Genomic DNA, 14,124 nt, shown 5'->3' on the forward strand with positions numbered 1-14,124 from the left:
ACGACGACTCGCTGGCGGAACACGGGCGGATCGCGGCAACGCTGCGCTACTGAGCAGGAGTCGCCGACCAGTAGGGGGAACAGCACATCTGCAGATCCCGGACCGACCCGGGAACTCGGCGGCGGCGCCCTTTCGTTGCCCCTGCGGAGGCTGCCGGTGCGGGTTGTGCACGGAATCCGTACCGACCCCACCGTTCCACTGCCCTGTGAGGTGTGACACGATGCTGGCCACCCCCACGCCACGGCTGACGCCCTGGCTTCCCGGCATCGCCGCACCACAGGAACCACAGGAGACATCCCGCGTGCAGACCTCCGAACTCCCGGACCTCGCGCACACCGACACCGGGCCGATGCAGTGGCTCGTGACCGCGACCGCCATGGCCGCCGTCGTCGCGGCGGCAGGCATGCTCCAGCCGGATGCCGCCACCGCCTCGGCCTCGAACCCTCACCGCACGACGACGCAGCACGGCACCGCACCCGCGGCCGCCCCCGATCCGGCCCGGGCGAGCTTCCCGCTGGACTGCGGGACGGTGGGGAGCACCGTCGCCAAGCAGGTCCCCGGTGACCTCGACGGCGACGACCGGCCGGAGACCGTCGCCGTGGTCCACTGCGCGGCCGGCTCCGGCACCCCGCCGAGCGGCGTCTACGTCCTCACACAGGGAAGCGGGGCCGCACCCCGGGTCGTTGCGACCCTGGTGGACCCCGTGCAGAAGATGAGCATCGGTGACTTCACCGTGCGTGACGGAATCATCTCCGCCACGCTCCTCGGCTACTCCTCGCCCGAAACCCCGCGCTGCTGTCCCGACCAGCAGGAAAAGGTGACCTGGCAGTGGCGGAACGGCTCCTTCGTCCGCGCCGCGCAGAGCGGCGCGAACAGCGTCTGACCGGTCACTTCCCGTATCCGGCAGGCCGGGGCCGCCGTATCAGGCGTCGGGGCCGTAGAGCTCGACCCTGTCCGAAACGCGACGTACATGAATGCAGTCGCCCGGGCACTCCTTGGCCGAATCGACCACGTCCTGAAGCAGCGGCAGCGGGACGGGCGTCGTCGCCCCCTTGTCCTGCAGCAGCTCGTCGTCGTCGCTCTTCACGTACGCCAGACCGTCGATGTCCAGCTCGAAGACCTCCGGCGCGTACTGCACGCAGATCCCGTCTCCCGTGCAGAGGTCCTGGTCGATCCAGACCTCCAGGTCCTGCGTGTCGCTGCCGGTGGGAGCGTCCTGCTGCACGGTCATTTCTCCTGCCGTTCCCTGCGTATTCGAACCAAAAAAAGCCAGCCCTGACGGGTGTTGACCGGTTCGACGATACAACCGGCCGCATTCCGATGGTGAACGGTGGGTATTCCCCTGGCGTGAGGGAGAGCGCAAGGGTGAAGATCGGACACACCCCGCAGTCTTTGTGATCTAGGGGTTTCAATCATCACCCACCCAGGTAGGGTCAGGAAGCGTCCAGCTCCCCTTGGAGGAGGTGAGGACCGTGGCAGCCCACGACGACGACATCAACCGCGGCATCCGGCCCGGGCGGGGGTCCGAAGACCCAGCCGGCCAGGTCGCCTATCTTGAGCAGGAAATCGCCGTCCTGCGACGTAAGCTCGCCGACTCTCCGCGCCATACGAGGATTCTCGAAGAGCGGATCGTCGAGTTGCAGACGAACCTCGCAGGCGTGTCCGCGCAGAACGAGCGGCTCGCCAACACGCTGCGCGAGGCCCGCGACCAGATCGTGGCCCTCAAGGAGGAAGTCGACCGGCTCGCGCAGCCCCCGGCCGGCTTCGGAGTCTTCCTGCAGGGCAACGAGGACGGCACCTGCGACATCTTCACCGGGGGCCGCAAGCTCCGGGTGAACGTCAGCCCCGGTGTCGAGCTCGACGACCTCCGGCGCGGCCAGGAAGTCATGCTCAACGAAGCGCTCAACGTGGTCGAGGCCATGGAATTCGAGCGGGCCGGGGACATCGTCACCCTCAAGGAGATCCTTGAGGACGGCGAGCGCGCCCTGGTCATCGGGCACACCGACGAGGAACGAGTGGTACGGCTCGCCGAACCGCTCCTCGACATCAACATCCGGCCCGGCGACGCGCTCCTGCTCGAACCCCGGTCCGGTTACGTCTACGAAGTGGTCCCGAAGAGCGAGGTCGAGGAGCTCGTCCTCGAAGAGGTTCCGGACATCGACTACGACAAGATCGGCGGCCTGGGTGACCAGATCGAGCTGATCCGGGACGCGGTCGAGCTGCCCTACCTCCACCCCGACCTCTTCAAGGAGCACGAACTGCGGCCGCCGAAGGGCATCCTGCTCTACGGTCCGCCGGGCTGCGGCAAGACACTCATCGCCAAGGCCGTCGCCAACTCCCTGGCCAAGAAGGTCGCGGAAGTCACCGGACAGCCCGCCGGAAAGAGCTACTTCCTCAACATCAAGGGTCCGGAGCTCCTCAACAAATATGTCGGTGAGACGGAGCGGCACATCCGTCTCGTCTTCCAGCGGGCCCGCGAAAAGGCCGGCGAGGGCACCCCCGTCATCGTCTTCTTCGACGAGATGGAATCCCTCTTCCGCACCCGCGGATCCGGCGTCAGCTCGGACGTGGAGAACACCATCGTCCCCCAGCTGCTCGCCGAGATCGACGGGGTGGAGGGCCTGGAGAACGTCATCGTGATCGGTGCCTCCAACCGCGAGGACATGATCGACCCCGCGATCCTGCGGCCCGGCCGTCTCGACGTGAAGATCAAGATCGAGCGTCCGGACGCGGAGGCGGCGAAGGACATCTTCGGGAAGTACCTCACGCCATCTCTGCCGCTGCACGCGGATGATCTCGCCGAGCACACCGGTTCCAAGGAAGCCGCAGCTCACGCCATGATCCAATCCGTCGTCGAGCGGATGTACACCGAGTCCGAGGAGAACCGCTTCCTCGAAGTCACGTACGCCAACGGCGACAAGGAAGTCCTGTACTTCAAGGACTTCAACTCCGGAGCGATGATCCAGAACATCGTCGACCGGGCCAAGAAGATGGCCATCAAGGCCTTCCTCGACCAGGGCCAGAAGGGCCTCCGCGTCTCCCATCTCCTCCAGGCGTGCGTGGACGAGTTCAAGGAGAACGAGGACCTTCCCAACACCACCAATCCCGACGACTGGGCCAGGATCTCCGGCAAGAAGGGCGAGCGGATCGTCTTCATCCGCACCCTTGTCACCGGAAAACAGGGCGCAGACACCGGTCGCTCCATCGACACGGTGGCAAACACCGGGCAGTACCTGTAGAACGCGGACCGGCTGCGGATGCCCGGCCGGGCATCCGCAGCCGGTTGCTTTCCGGACAGCTCCCGCGACACCGGAGCAAAGACGTAATTGATCTCCCCACCAGCGCAGAGGCGCTCTAGGCTCTTCCGTACCGCCCAGTCGCGCAGTGCGGGGACGGGCACCGCACACGCACCGGACAAGCAGCGGTACTTGAGCGCCGATCCCGGAAGGGAACGCCGCCGGGCAAGGAGGGCCGCATGACCGTACGGCGAGTAATGGGCATCGAGACGGAGTACGGCATCTCCGTGCCCGGACACCCCAACGCCAATGCCATGCTCACCTCGTCCCAGATCGTCAACGCCTACGCGGCGGCGATGCACCGGGCGCGACGCGCCCGCTGGGACTTCGAGGAGGAGAATCCGCTGCGCGACGCGCGAGGCTTCGACCTCGCCCGCGAAACCGCCGACTCCAGCCAGCTCACCGACGAGGACATCGGCCTCGCCAATGTCATTCTCACCAACGGTGCCCGGCTCTACGTCGACCACGCACACCCCGAGTACAGCTCACCGGAGATCACCAATCCACGGGACGCCGTCCTCTGGGACAAGGCCGGCGAACGCGTCATGGCCGAGGCCGCCGAGCGCGCGGCCCAGCTCCCCGGCGCCCAGCCGATCCATCTCTACAAGAACAACACCGACAACAAGGGCGCCTCGTACGGCACGCACGAGAACTACCTGATGAAGCGGGAGACCCCCTTCTCCGACATCGTGCGCCACCTGACCCCGTTCTTCGTCTCCCGCCAGGTCGTCACCGGCGCGGGCCGCGTGGGAATCGGCCAGGACGGCCACGAGCACGGCTTCCAGATCAGCCAGCGGGCGGACTACTTCGAGGTCGAGGTCGGACTCGAGACGACCCTCAAGCGCCCCATCATCAACACCCGCGACGAACCCCACTCCGACGCCGAGAAGTACCGCCGCCTCCACGTGATCATCGGCGATGCGAATCTGTCGGAGATCTCCACCTATCTCAAGCTCGGTACGACGGCGCTCGTCCTGTCCATGATCGAGGACGGCTTCATCAACGTCGACCTGGCCGTCGACCAGCCGGTGCGCACCCTGCACCAGGTCTCCCACGACCCGACCCTGCAGCATCCGATCACGCTCCGCAGCGGCCGGACACTCACCGCGGTGCAGCTCCAGATGGAGTACTTCGAGCTGGGCCGCAAATACGTCGAGGAGCGGTACGGCGCGGACGCCGACGAGCAGACCAAGGACATCCTGATCCGCTGGGAGGACACCCTCAACCGGCTGGAGAACGATCCGATGAGCCTGTCGGGCGAGCTCGACTGGATCGCCAAGCGGGAGCTCATGGAGGGCTACCGCCGCCGCGACGGCCTGGACTGGGATGCGGCCCGGCTGCACCTGGTGGATCTCCAGTACGCCGACGTAAGGCCCGAGAAGGGCCTCTACAACCGTCTCGCTGCCCGTGGGAAGATGAAACGCCTGTTGGACGAGCGCGAGGTCGAGGAGGCCCGTACGAAGCCTCCTGAGGACACCAGGGCGTACTTCCGCGGTCGCTGTCTGGAGCAGTACGCGGACGACGTCGCCGCGGCCTCCTGGGACTCGGTCATCTTCGACTTGCCGGGCCATGACTCGCTGCAGCGGGTCCCCACCATGGAACCGCTCCGGGGGACCCGTAACCACGTCAAGGAGCTCCTGGACCGCTGTCGCACGGCCGAAGAGCTGGTCCGGGTGCTCTCGGGCGGCTGAAAAGGCCGTGATCTGGGAATCATCGAGATGACCCCCGGACGTTGAGACAACTACCGGGCCAATGTCGGATCCCGTAGGTAGGGTCTGATCAAGTGCTTCGAACCGAGCGGGGTGAGCTATATGGCGACCAAGGACACCGGCGGCGGACAGCAGAAGGCGACGCGCTCCACCGAGGAGGTCGAGGAGCAGACGCAGGACGCGCAGGCGTCGGAGGACCTCAAGGAGCGGCAGGAGAAACTGAGCGACGACGTCGACGACGTCCTCGACGAGATCGATGATGTCCTCGAGGCTAACGCCGAGGACTTCGTTCGATCGTTTGTTCAAAAGGGTGGCGAGTAAGCGCTGAAATGTCCGATGTGATCCGCTCGAAGAAGTGCTCGCGACGCCAGCAGACGCTTTCACGGGATGCCTTCGCCAACAACCAGGCATCCCGTGATGGGCTGCAGGCGTACTGCCGGGAGTGCTGGGCCGAGTATCACCAGCAGCGGCAACGGGCGAAGGGGAAGGGCGTACGCCCCAGGGTTGTGGCGCCGGAGGGCCACAGATACTGCCGACGCTGCGGAGGGATCAAGCCACACGGCGCATGGGACCGCAACCGAACTGCCTCCGACGGACTGTCCACACGCTGCAAGACATGCCGGGCCATCGAGGGGCGCGCGGGTCACTTGCAACGTCAGTACGGCATGACCGAAGCCGAGCGCGACGAGATGATCTCGTCGCAGATGGGCATCTGCACGATCTGTCCGGCTGCCCCCGCCATGCATGTTGATCACTGTCACGAGACGGGTAGGGTCCGGGGCGTACTGTGCTTCAACTGCAATTCGGCCATCGGCAAGTTGGGAGATGATCCTGACACCTTGCGCAGGGCCATCGCTTACCTGGAGGGAAACGCGTGGAAGCCAACACTCGTAGCACCGGGCGTCTACCAGCTGCCTTCCTGACGCCGGGATCCTCTTCGTTCATGGACTTCCTGTCCGACCATTCTCCCGAGATGCTCCCGGGCAACCGGCAGCTGCCGCCGCTGCAGGGGGCGATCGAGGCGCCGCACGGGACCACCATCGTGGCCGCGACGTTCCCCGGTGGCGTGGTGCTCGCCGGCGACCGGCGGGCGACCATGGGCAACATGATCGCGCAGCGCGACATCGAGAAGGTCTTCCCGGCCGACGAGTACTCGGCGGTGGGCATCGCCGGTACGGCCGGGCTCGCCGTGGAGATGGTCAAGCTCTTCCAGCTGGAACTGGAGCACTTCGAGAAGGTCGAGGGGGCCCAGCTCTCCCTGGAGGGCAAGGCGAACCGGCTCTCCACGATGATCCGCAGCAATCTGGCCATGGCCATGCAGGGCCTCGCCGTGGTTCCGCTCTTCGCCGGCTTCGACGTCGACCGCGAGAAGGGCCGGATCTTCTCGTACGACGTCACCGGTGGCCGCTCCGAGGAGCAGGGCTACGCGTCCACCGGCTCCGGGTCGATCTTCGCCCGCGGGTCGATGAAGAAGCTCTACCGCGAGGACCTGACGGAGCCGGAGGCGCTCACCCTGGTCGTGCAGGCGCTGTACGACGCCGCGGACGACGACTCGGCCACCGGCGGTCCCGATGTGGCCCGGCGGATCTATCCGATCGTCACCGTCATCACCGACGAGGGCTTCCGGAGGCTCGCCGATGCGGAATCCTCCGACATCGCGCGGTCGATCCTGGAGCGCCGGATGGAACAGCCCGACGGCCCGCGCGCCGCGCTGCTCTGATCCGGATCCCGGGGCTTCTTCGATGCACTCGTCACTGACAGAAAGGGACGGATAGCCGGTGTCGACGCCGTTCTATGTCTCACCTCAGCAGGCCATGGCCGACCGGGCGGAATACGCCCGGAAGGGCATTGCCCGTGGTCGCAGCCTGGTTGTGCTGCAGTACGCCGACGGCATTGTGTTCGTCGGCGAGAACCCGTCCCGTGCGCTGCACAAGTTCAGCGAGATCTATGACCGGATCGGTTTCGCCGCCGCCGGTAAGTACAACGAGTACGAGAATCTGCGCATCGGCGGTGTCCGTTACGCCGATCTCCGTGGATATACCTATGACCGCGACGATGTGACGGCCCGCGGGCTGGCCAACGTCTATGCGCAGACCCTGGGCACCATTTTCTCCAGTGCGGCGGAGAAGCCGTACGAGGTGGAGTTGGTGGTCGCCGAAGTGGGCACCGAGCCCGAGGGTGATCAGATCTACCGGCTGCCGCACGACGGCTCGATCGTGGACGAGCACGGCTCGGTTGCGGTGGGCGGGAACGCGGAGCAGATCAGCACGTTCCTGGATCAGCGCCACCGAGACGGAATGACGCTGGCGGAGGCGCTCAAGCTGGCCGTGCAGGCACTGTCCCGTGATCCCAACGGAAGTGAGCGGGAGATTCCCGCGGAGCGGCTGGAGGTGGCGGTCCTGGACCGTACGCGCCCTCAGCAGCGGAAGTTCAAGCGGATCGTCGGGCGGCAGCTGGCGCGGCTGCTGGAGGCCGACGGCGGGGCCACGCCGACGGACGCCCCGTCGGACCTGGAGGACGGCGAGGGGGGCGAGGCTCCCACCGATGTCACGAAGGCGTCGGGGTCCGGCGGGTCCGCGGAGCCGTCGGCGTCCCCGGAGTCGTCCGAGGAGTAGTCCTGCCGGATGTTCCTGTGCCCGGTCCACCGTTCGCGGTGGGCCGGGGCATCGTCATGAACGGGCGGGTGGGGGCCCGGAGGAGCCGCGGACGACCAGGTGCACCGGCAGGCTGCCGGGTTCGGCCGGGCAGCCGTCGAGCACGGCGAGCAGGGCGGTCATGCCGCGCTCGCCGACCTGCTCGGCGGGGAGCTGGACGGTGGTGAGTTCGGGTTCGACGGCGGTCGCCAGAGCCAGGTCGTCGAAGCCTGTGACGGAGAGGTCGTCGGGGACTCGCAGGCCGAGCCGCCGGGCGGCCTTGCAGGCGCCCGCGGCCAGGATGTCGTCGTCGCAGATGATCGCGGTCGGCCGGGGGCCGGGGGCGGCCAGGGCGTGTTCCGTGGCTTCCCGGCCGGACCGTACGTCGAGCGCTGCCGGGACGGTCCGTACGGAGGCGCCGGGTACGGCCCGCAGGGTGTCGCGGACGGCCCCGGCGCGAACGGCGAAGGTCCAGGAGCCGACGGCCGACGCCAGGTGCAGGAAGCGGCGGTGGCCGAGGGCGAGCAGATGGTCCGTCACCTGCCGCATGCCGTCGGCGATGTCGAGGTTGACCCGGGCCGCGACGCCGGTGTCCGCGGGGTCGCTGTCCAGCATGACCAGAGGCAGGCCGGCGCCGCGCAGGGCGTCGAGGGCGTCGGCGGCCATGGACGAGGCGATGACCCCGTCAAGGGCGGCGCGGGCGGAGGCGAAGGGGTCCTTGGCCGGACCCGTGCCGTCGGGGGAGGGGTAGAGGACGACCCCGAAGTCGTGTTCGGCGGCTACGGCGGCGGCGCCGGTGTAGACACGCGCGAAGAACTCGTTGGTGAGCGCCGGGACGACCAGCAGCGCGGTCCTGGTGCGGCCCAGGCGGAGGCTGCGTGCGGCGAGGTTGGGCCGGTAGCCGAGGTCCTGGGTGACGGTGCGGACGCGCTCGGCGGTCGCCTCGGAGACCCTGCCGCGCCATTTGCCGCCGAGGACGAGGGAGACGGTGGCCTGGGAGACGCCTGCGGCCCGTGCGACGTCGCGGCTGGTGGGCCGGGCCGGGGCGGGCTGGGATGCGCTGGTCACGGGACCTCCGGGCTGGGCGGGTGCGGTGCTGGTGCGTGCGGTGAGGTGGACCTGAGGACTGGCCACATGGTACGTATGAAGCTCGAAGTTATACGTAAAACCCCTGGTGTCCTGAAGGCGCCCGGGGGAGAGGGGCGGGACATGGCCGCGGGATATCTGGACATCCTCCGGGCGCGGCATGCCGCACGGCTGCTGATCGGCACGCTGGTGGGGCGGCTGCCGAGCGGCACCGCCCACATCGCGATCGTCCTGTTCACCCGGGCCGAGGGAGGCAGCTACACCCTCGCGGGAGCGCTCGCGGCGGTGTACGGCCTCGCCACGGCGGTCGGCCAGCCCCTGCTGGGCCGGGCGGTGGACCTGTACGGCCAGCCGCGCGTCCAACTCCCCGCCTCCGTCGTCTCCGGGCTGGGCATGTCCCTGCTGGCCCTGGTGGGCCTCGGATCGCTTCCGCTGGCGTACGGGGCCGTGATCGTGGCAGGGGTGTTCACGCCGCCGCTGGAGGGCGGTCTGCGGGCACTGTGGCCGACGATCCTGGGGAGCGAGGACCGGGTGCACCGGGCGTACGCCATGGACGCCGTGGCCCAGGAGGTCATGTTCACCGTGGGCCCGCTGCTGGTGACGGTGCTGGTCTCGCTCCGGTCGCCCGCCGCCGCGCTGCTCGTCATCAACACGATAGGAGTGCTGGGGGCGCTCTCCGTGGTGGTGTCGAAGCCTTCCCGCACCTGGCGTTCGGCGCCCCGTGAGGCGCACTGGCTGGGCGCGCTGCGCTCGCCGGGGCTGCTGGCGCTTCTCGGTTCGTTCTTCTTCGTCGGGCTCGCGCTGGGCTCGATCACGGTGGCGGGCGTCGCGTACGCCGACGACCACGGTCGCGAGGCGGTCTACGGCTGGCTGATGGCCGCGCTCGGTCTCGGCGCGCTGATCGGCGGCGCGGTGTACGGGGCACGCCAGTGGGCCGGGGCGCCGGAGCGCCGGCTGCGGGTCATCGTCGCGCTGCTGGCCCTCGGCTATCTGCCGCTGATGCTGACACCGGATGTGGTGGCGATGACCGCCCTGGCCGCGCTCGCGGGGGTGTTCCTGGCGCCGGCGATCGCGTGTTCGTTCATCGTGGTGGACCGGCATGCTCCGACGGGCACGGTGACGGAGGCGTTCTCCTGGCTCGTGACGACGTTCGGCGTGGGCGCGGCGGCCGGAACGGCCGTGGCGGGCCCGGCCGTCGAGCTGGGTGGGACGGCGTGGAGCTTCGCCGTCGCGGGGGCCGGTGGAGTGGCCGCGCTGATGGTACTGCTGGCGACGGGAAGGGTCCTCGCGGTTCCCTGGCGTACGGATGTTTCCACGCAGGGATCCGAAAATGATCGAAACGGTGCTGTCCAACCCGGTTTCAGCTCGGGCCATCAGGCGTAATGTTCAGTCATGGACCGCCGCATTTTCGGGCTGGAGAACGAGTACGGCGTCACGTGCACGTTCAGGGGACAGCGCCGACTGTCTCCTGACGAAGTGGCGCGCTACCTCTTCCGCCGTGTCGTGTCATGGGGCCGCAGCAGCAATGTCTTTCTGCGGAACGGCGCCCGCCTCTACCTCGACGTGGGATCGCATCCGGAATATGCAACCCCCGAATGCGACAATCTGACCGAGCTGGTCACCCACGACAAGGCCGGCGAGCGCATTCTCGAGGGCCTGCTCGTCGACGCCGAACGCCGCCTGCACGAGGAGGGAATCGCGGGCGACGTCTATCTCTTCAAGAACAACACCGATTCGGCGGGAAACTCCTACGGGTGCCACGAGAACTACCTCGTGGCGCGGCACGGAGAATTCTCCCGGCTCGCGGACATCCTCATTCCTTTCCTCGTCACGAGGCAGCTGCTCTGCGGTGCGGGGAAAGTGCTGCAGACCCCGCGCGGCGCGGTCTACTGCGTCAGCCAGCGTGCCGAGCACATCTGGGAGGGCGTCAGCTCCGCGACGACGCGCTCCCGTCCGATCATCAACACCCGCGACGAACCGCACGCGGACGCGGAGCGGTACCGCCGCCTCCATGTCATCGTCGGTGACTCCAACATGTCCGAGACGACGATGCTGCTCAAGGTCGGCGCGACGGACCTGGTGCTCCGCATGATCGAAGCAGGTACGGTGATGCGCGATCTGACGCTGGAGAATCCGATCCGGGCGATCCGTGAGGTCAGCCACGACATCACGGGCCAGCGGAAGGTACGCCTCGCCAGCGGCCGCGAGGCGTCCGCCATCGAGGTGCAGCGGGAGTACTACGAGAAGGCCGTGGACTTCGTCGACCGCCGCGGCATCCGCACCGGCACGGTCGAACAGGTCCTGGAGCTGTGGGGCCGCGCGCTCGACGCCATCGAGGCCGAGGACCTCGACCGGATCGGGACCGAGATCGACTGGGTGATGAAGTACAAGCTCATCGAGCGGTACCGGGCCAAGCACAACATGACCATGTCGCATCCGCGGGTCGCCCAGATAGACCTCGCCTACCACGACATCCACCGTCGGCGCGGGCTGTACTACCTGCTGGAGCGGAAGGGGCAGGCCGCCCGTATCTGCAACGACCTGAAGATCTTCGAGGGCAAGTCGGTGCCCCCGCAGACCACCCGGGCGCGGTTGCGCGGTGATTTCATCCGAAGGGCCCAGGAACAGCGTCGGGACTTCACCGTCGACTGGGTCCACCTCAAGCTCAACGACCAGGCGCAGCGCACGGTGTTGTGCAAGGACCCGTTCCGTTCCGTGGACGATCGAGTGGAGAAGCTGATCGCGGGTATGTGACCGGGCGCAGGACGCGCCTCGGCTCTTGTGCGACTCGGGCCCCGTACGTTCCTCGTACGGGGCCCTGTGCACGCCCTAGAGTGTCGGGGACCCAATCAACTGTGCCGTCTGAGATCTGAGGAACCAGTGCGCCGACTTGCCGGCCTTCTCGTTGTCCCCCTGCTGCTGTTGACAGCGGCGTGCGGCGGCAACGGCAAGGGATCCGCCTCCGCTTCAGCCTCCGCCTCGAACAACGCATTCCCCGCGATCACCGCGGGTGCGAAGTTCGGCGAGAAGCCCACCCTCTCCAAGGGAGAAGGCGATCCTCCCAAGGATCTGAAGACGCGTGTCGTCAGTGAGGGAAAGGGCGCGACGCTGAAGAACGGCGACGCGATCCAGGTCAACTACCTGGGGCAGGCGTGGGACTCCACGAAGCCGTTCGACAACAGTTTCGACCGTAAGCAGCCGTTCGATCTGACCCTCGGTGCCGGCATGGTCATCAAGGGCTGGGACCAGGGGCTCCTCGGGAAGAAGGTCGGCAGCCGCGTCCAGCTCGTCATTCCGCCGGACCTCGGTTACGGTGCGCAGGGCCAGGGCGACATCAAGCCGAACGCCACCCTCGTCTTCGTCGTGGACATCCTGAAGGCGACGACGATCCCGGTGTCCGCCAAGGGCACCCCGGTCGCGCAGGACAACGTCGACCTGCCGAAGGTGGGCACCAACACCGATGGCAAGGCTCCGACGGTCAAGATCCCGCAGAAGACCGACCCGCCGACGAAGCTGGTCTCCAATGACATCCTGGAGTCCAAGGGTGAGGTCATCAAGGAGACCGACAGCGTCGTCGTGAACTATGTGGGTCTGCTGTGGAAGGACGGAAAGACGTTCGACAGCACGTACGCCACAGGCAAGACCCAGACCTTCCCGCTGGCCCAGGTCACCCTCAAGGGTCTGAAGAACGGGCTGATCGGCAAGAAGATCGGCAGCCGCGTCCTGCTGGTCATCCCGCCGGACCAGGCCTTCGGCGACAAGGCACAGCAGTCCATCCCCGCCAATTCCACGCTGGTCTTCGCCGTGGACCTGCTGGCAAAGATGTAAGACTGTCCCGGTTGCCCAGTTCATCATGTGGAGGAGCAGTTCAGTGAGCATCGAGAAGCCCGAGATCGACTTCCCGGGCGGCGAGCCGCCGGCCGACCTGGAGATCAAGGACATCTGGGAGGGTGACGGGGCGGTCGCCAAGGCCGGCGACATGGTCAAGGTCCACTACGTGGGCGTGGCCTTCTCCACCGGCGAGGAGTTCGACGCCTCGTGGAACCACGGCACCCCGCTGCAGTTCCAGCTCGGTGTCGGCCAGGTCATCTCCGGCTGGGACCAGGGTGTGCAGGGCATGAAGGTCGGCGGCCGTCGCCAGCTGACCATCCCCGCGCACCTCGCGTACGGTGACCGCGGCGCCGGCGGCCGTATCGCCCCCGGCGAGACGCTGATCTTCGTCTGCGACCTGATCGCCGTCTGATCCGTTCCCCGGACACATCACGAGGGCCCGTGCTGGACTGCACGGGCCCTCGTTCCGTCGGAGCGCGGGCCTCAGGAGGGCGCCGAAGGCCGTGGCCGGGTTCGCGGCGCCAGGATCCTCAGCACCCTCCTCGCTTTTGTCCGGACACTCCGGAGCGGTACGGTCGAGGGTCGTAGAGCACGTAGAGAAAGGGCGCCGATGGCGATTGCCAAGGCCGAGCGGCTGATGAACCTGGCGCTGTGCCTGCTGGGGACCCGGCGCCCGCTCAGCAAGCGCGAGCTGCGAGGTTCCATCGAGGCCTATCTGGAAGCGGGCGCCGACGAAGCCTTCAACCGGATGTTCGAGCGGGACAAGGATGATCTGCGCGAGCTCGGTCTGGTCATCGAGACCGTGGAGAACCTGGACGGCGACACCGGCTATCTGGCCCGCCGGGACAGCAACCGGCTGCCGCCGATCACGCTGGACGCCGAGGAGGCCGCGGCGCTCGGTCTGGCCGCGAAGGTGTGGCAGCAGGCCCGGCTCGCGGGCGCGGCCAGTGGCGCGCTGCAGAAGCTCCGGGCCGCCGGGATGCCGGAGGCCGAGGACGCGTACGAGGTGCACAGCGCCCTCGAGCCCCGTATCCCGGTCCATGAGGCAGCGTTCGAGCCGTTGATGCTGGCGTGCCGGGACCGCCGTCCGGTCACTTTCGACTACCGCAAGGGCAACGCCGCCCGCCCGGAGCAGCGCCAGGTGGAGCCCTGGACGCTCGAGTGCTGGCGCGGTCACTGGTATCTGGCCGGCTGGGACCGGGACCGTCGTGCCGAACGGGTGTTCCGCCTCTCCCGGATCACCGGCCGGGTCCGCTCGCGGGCCGGGGCGTTCACCGCCGAGGTGCCCGACGTGGTGACCGTCCGGGAGACCGTCGAGAGCTGGGCCGGGGAGACGGCGACCCGGACCGCGCTGATCCGGCTGCGGTCCGGCTCCGGTTACCCGCTGCGCTCGCGGGCGATATCGGTACGGGAACTCGGCGACGGCTGGGAAGAGTTGGAGATTCCGTACGGGCACGGTCTCGACGCCTGGCTCGTCGAGTTCGGCCCGGACGTCGTCGTGCAGGAACCCGCGGATCTGCGGGCCGATGTGATGGACCGGCTGCGCGCCGTGGCCAAGGACTGAGGAGG

The 14,124-nt window shown here is 67.9% G+C and carries 14 protein-coding genes; 12 read left to right on the forward strand and 2 right to left on the reverse strand.

Translation table 11 applies throughout. The features are described from left to right. The first annotated feature begins 301 nt into the window (after positions 1-301). The gene (locus AB0I23_RS29445) at positions 302-883 is read left to right on the forward strand and encodes a hypothetical protein (protein WP_359113903.1); all 582 of its coding nucleotides are present in this window, start codon (positions 302-304) and stop codon (positions 881-883) included. Positions 884-922: 39 nt separating this feature from the next. Here the strand turns inward: AB0I23_RS29445 and AB0I23_RS29450 are convergent, their stop codons facing one another. Further along, on the reverse strand, positions 923-1,231 hold the full coding sequence (locus AB0I23_RS29450) for a ferredoxin (RefSeq protein WP_359113791.1): 309 nt from the start codon (positions 1,229-1,231) through the stop codon (positions 923-925). A gap of 241 nt (positions 1,232-1,472) precedes the next feature. Here AB0I23_RS29450 and arc point away from each other — a divergent pair, with 241 nt between their 5' ends. The 6 genes from arc (at position 1,473) to prcA (ending at position 7,620) form a co-directional block, all read left to right on the forward strand. Further along, positions 1,473-3,239 carry a proteasome ATPase gene (gene arc, locus AB0I23_RS29455; protein ID WP_359113793.1) on the forward strand — a complete coding sequence of 589 codons (1,767 nt, stop codon included), beginning with the start codon at positions 1,473-1,475 and terminating at the stop codon, positions 3,237-3,239. 236 nt (positions 3,240-3,475) lie between these two features. Next, positions 3,476-4,987 carry a depupylase/deamidase Dop gene (gene dop / locus AB0I23_RS29460; protein ID WP_359113795.1) on the forward strand — a complete coding sequence of 504 codons (1,512 nt, stop codon included), beginning with the start codon at positions 3,476-3,478 and terminating at the stop codon, positions 4,985-4,987. A 120-nt stretch (positions 4,988-5,107) separates the two neighbouring features. Then, positions 5,108-5,326, forward strand: a complete 219-nt coding sequence (locus AB0I23_RS29465; protein ID WP_359113797.1) for a ubiquitin-like protein Pup — start codon at positions 5,108-5,110, stop codon at positions 5,324-5,326. An 8-nt stretch (positions 5,327-5,334) separates the two neighbouring features. After that, entirely contained in the window at positions 5,335-5,928 is a 594-nt protein-coding gene (locus AB0I23_RS29470) for an endonuclease VII domain-containing protein (RefSeq protein ID WP_359113799.1), read from the forward strand. Then, complete coding sequence (prcB, locus tag AB0I23_RS29475; RefSeq protein ID WP_359113801.1) at positions 5,880-6,725, forward strand: proteasome subunit beta; 846 nt, start codon at positions 5,880-5,882, stop codon at positions 6,723-6,725. Before AB0I23_RS29470 ends, prcB begins: the two co-directional genes overlap by 49 nt. Before the next feature lie 58 nt (positions 6,726-6,783). After that, entirely contained in the window at positions 6,784-7,620 is an 837-nt protein-coding gene (prcA, locus tag AB0I23_RS29480; RefSeq protein WP_359113803.1) for a proteasome subunit alpha, read from the forward strand. A gap of 54 nt (positions 7,621-7,674) precedes the next feature. On the opposite strand, the gene AB0I23_RS29485 is transcribed toward prcA, so the two are convergent. Beyond that, positions 7,675-8,706 (reverse strand): LacI family DNA-binding transcriptional regulator, encoded by a 1,032-nt coding sequence (locus tag AB0I23_RS29485; protein ID WP_359113805.1) that lies wholly within the window; start codon positions 8,704-8,706, stop codon positions 7,675-7,677. Between the two features lie 141 nt (positions 8,707-8,847). Between AB0I23_RS29485 and AB0I23_RS29490 the strand changes: the two genes are divergently transcribed. The 5 genes from AB0I23_RS29490 (at position 8,848) to AB0I23_RS29510 (ending at position 14,119) form a co-directional block, all read left to right on the forward strand. Continuing rightward, a complete protein-coding gene (locus tag AB0I23_RS29490) occupies positions 8,848-10,107 on the forward strand; it encodes an MFS transporter (protein ID WP_359113905.1) in 1,260 nt (419 codons plus the stop codon). A 9-nt stretch (positions 10,108-10,116) separates the two neighbouring features. Beyond that, positions 10,117-11,478 carry a Pup--protein ligase gene (gene pafA, locus AB0I23_RS29495; protein WP_359113807.1) on the forward strand — a complete coding sequence of 454 codons (1,362 nt, stop codon included), beginning with the start codon at positions 10,117-10,119 and terminating at the stop codon, positions 11,476-11,478. 126 nt (positions 11,479-11,604) lie between these two features. Next, positions 11,605-12,552 carry an FKBP-type peptidyl-prolyl cis-trans isomerase gene (locus AB0I23_RS29500; RefSeq protein WP_359113809.1) on the forward strand — a complete coding sequence of 316 codons (948 nt, stop codon included), beginning with the start codon at positions 11,605-11,607 and terminating at the stop codon, positions 12,550-12,552. Between the two features lie 43 nt (positions 12,553-12,595). After that, on the forward strand, positions 12,596-12,967 hold the full coding sequence (locus AB0I23_RS29505) for an FKBP-type peptidyl-prolyl cis-trans isomerase (RefSeq protein ID WP_037700522.1): 372 nt from the start codon (positions 12,596-12,598) through the stop codon (positions 12,965-12,967). Positions 12,968-13,165: 198 nt separating this feature from the next. Beyond that, on the forward strand, positions 13,166-14,119 hold the full coding sequence (locus tag AB0I23_RS29510; protein ID WP_359113811.1) for a helix-turn-helix transcriptional regulator: 954 nt from the start codon (positions 13,166-13,168) through the stop codon (positions 14,117-14,119). The last annotated feature ends 5 nt before the right edge of the window (positions 14,120-14,124 follow it).

The organism is Streptomyces atratus (assembly GCF_040655115.1).
GTDB lineage: Bacteria > Actinomycetota > Actinomycetes > Streptomycetales > Streptomycetaceae > Streptomyces > Streptomyces atratus_D.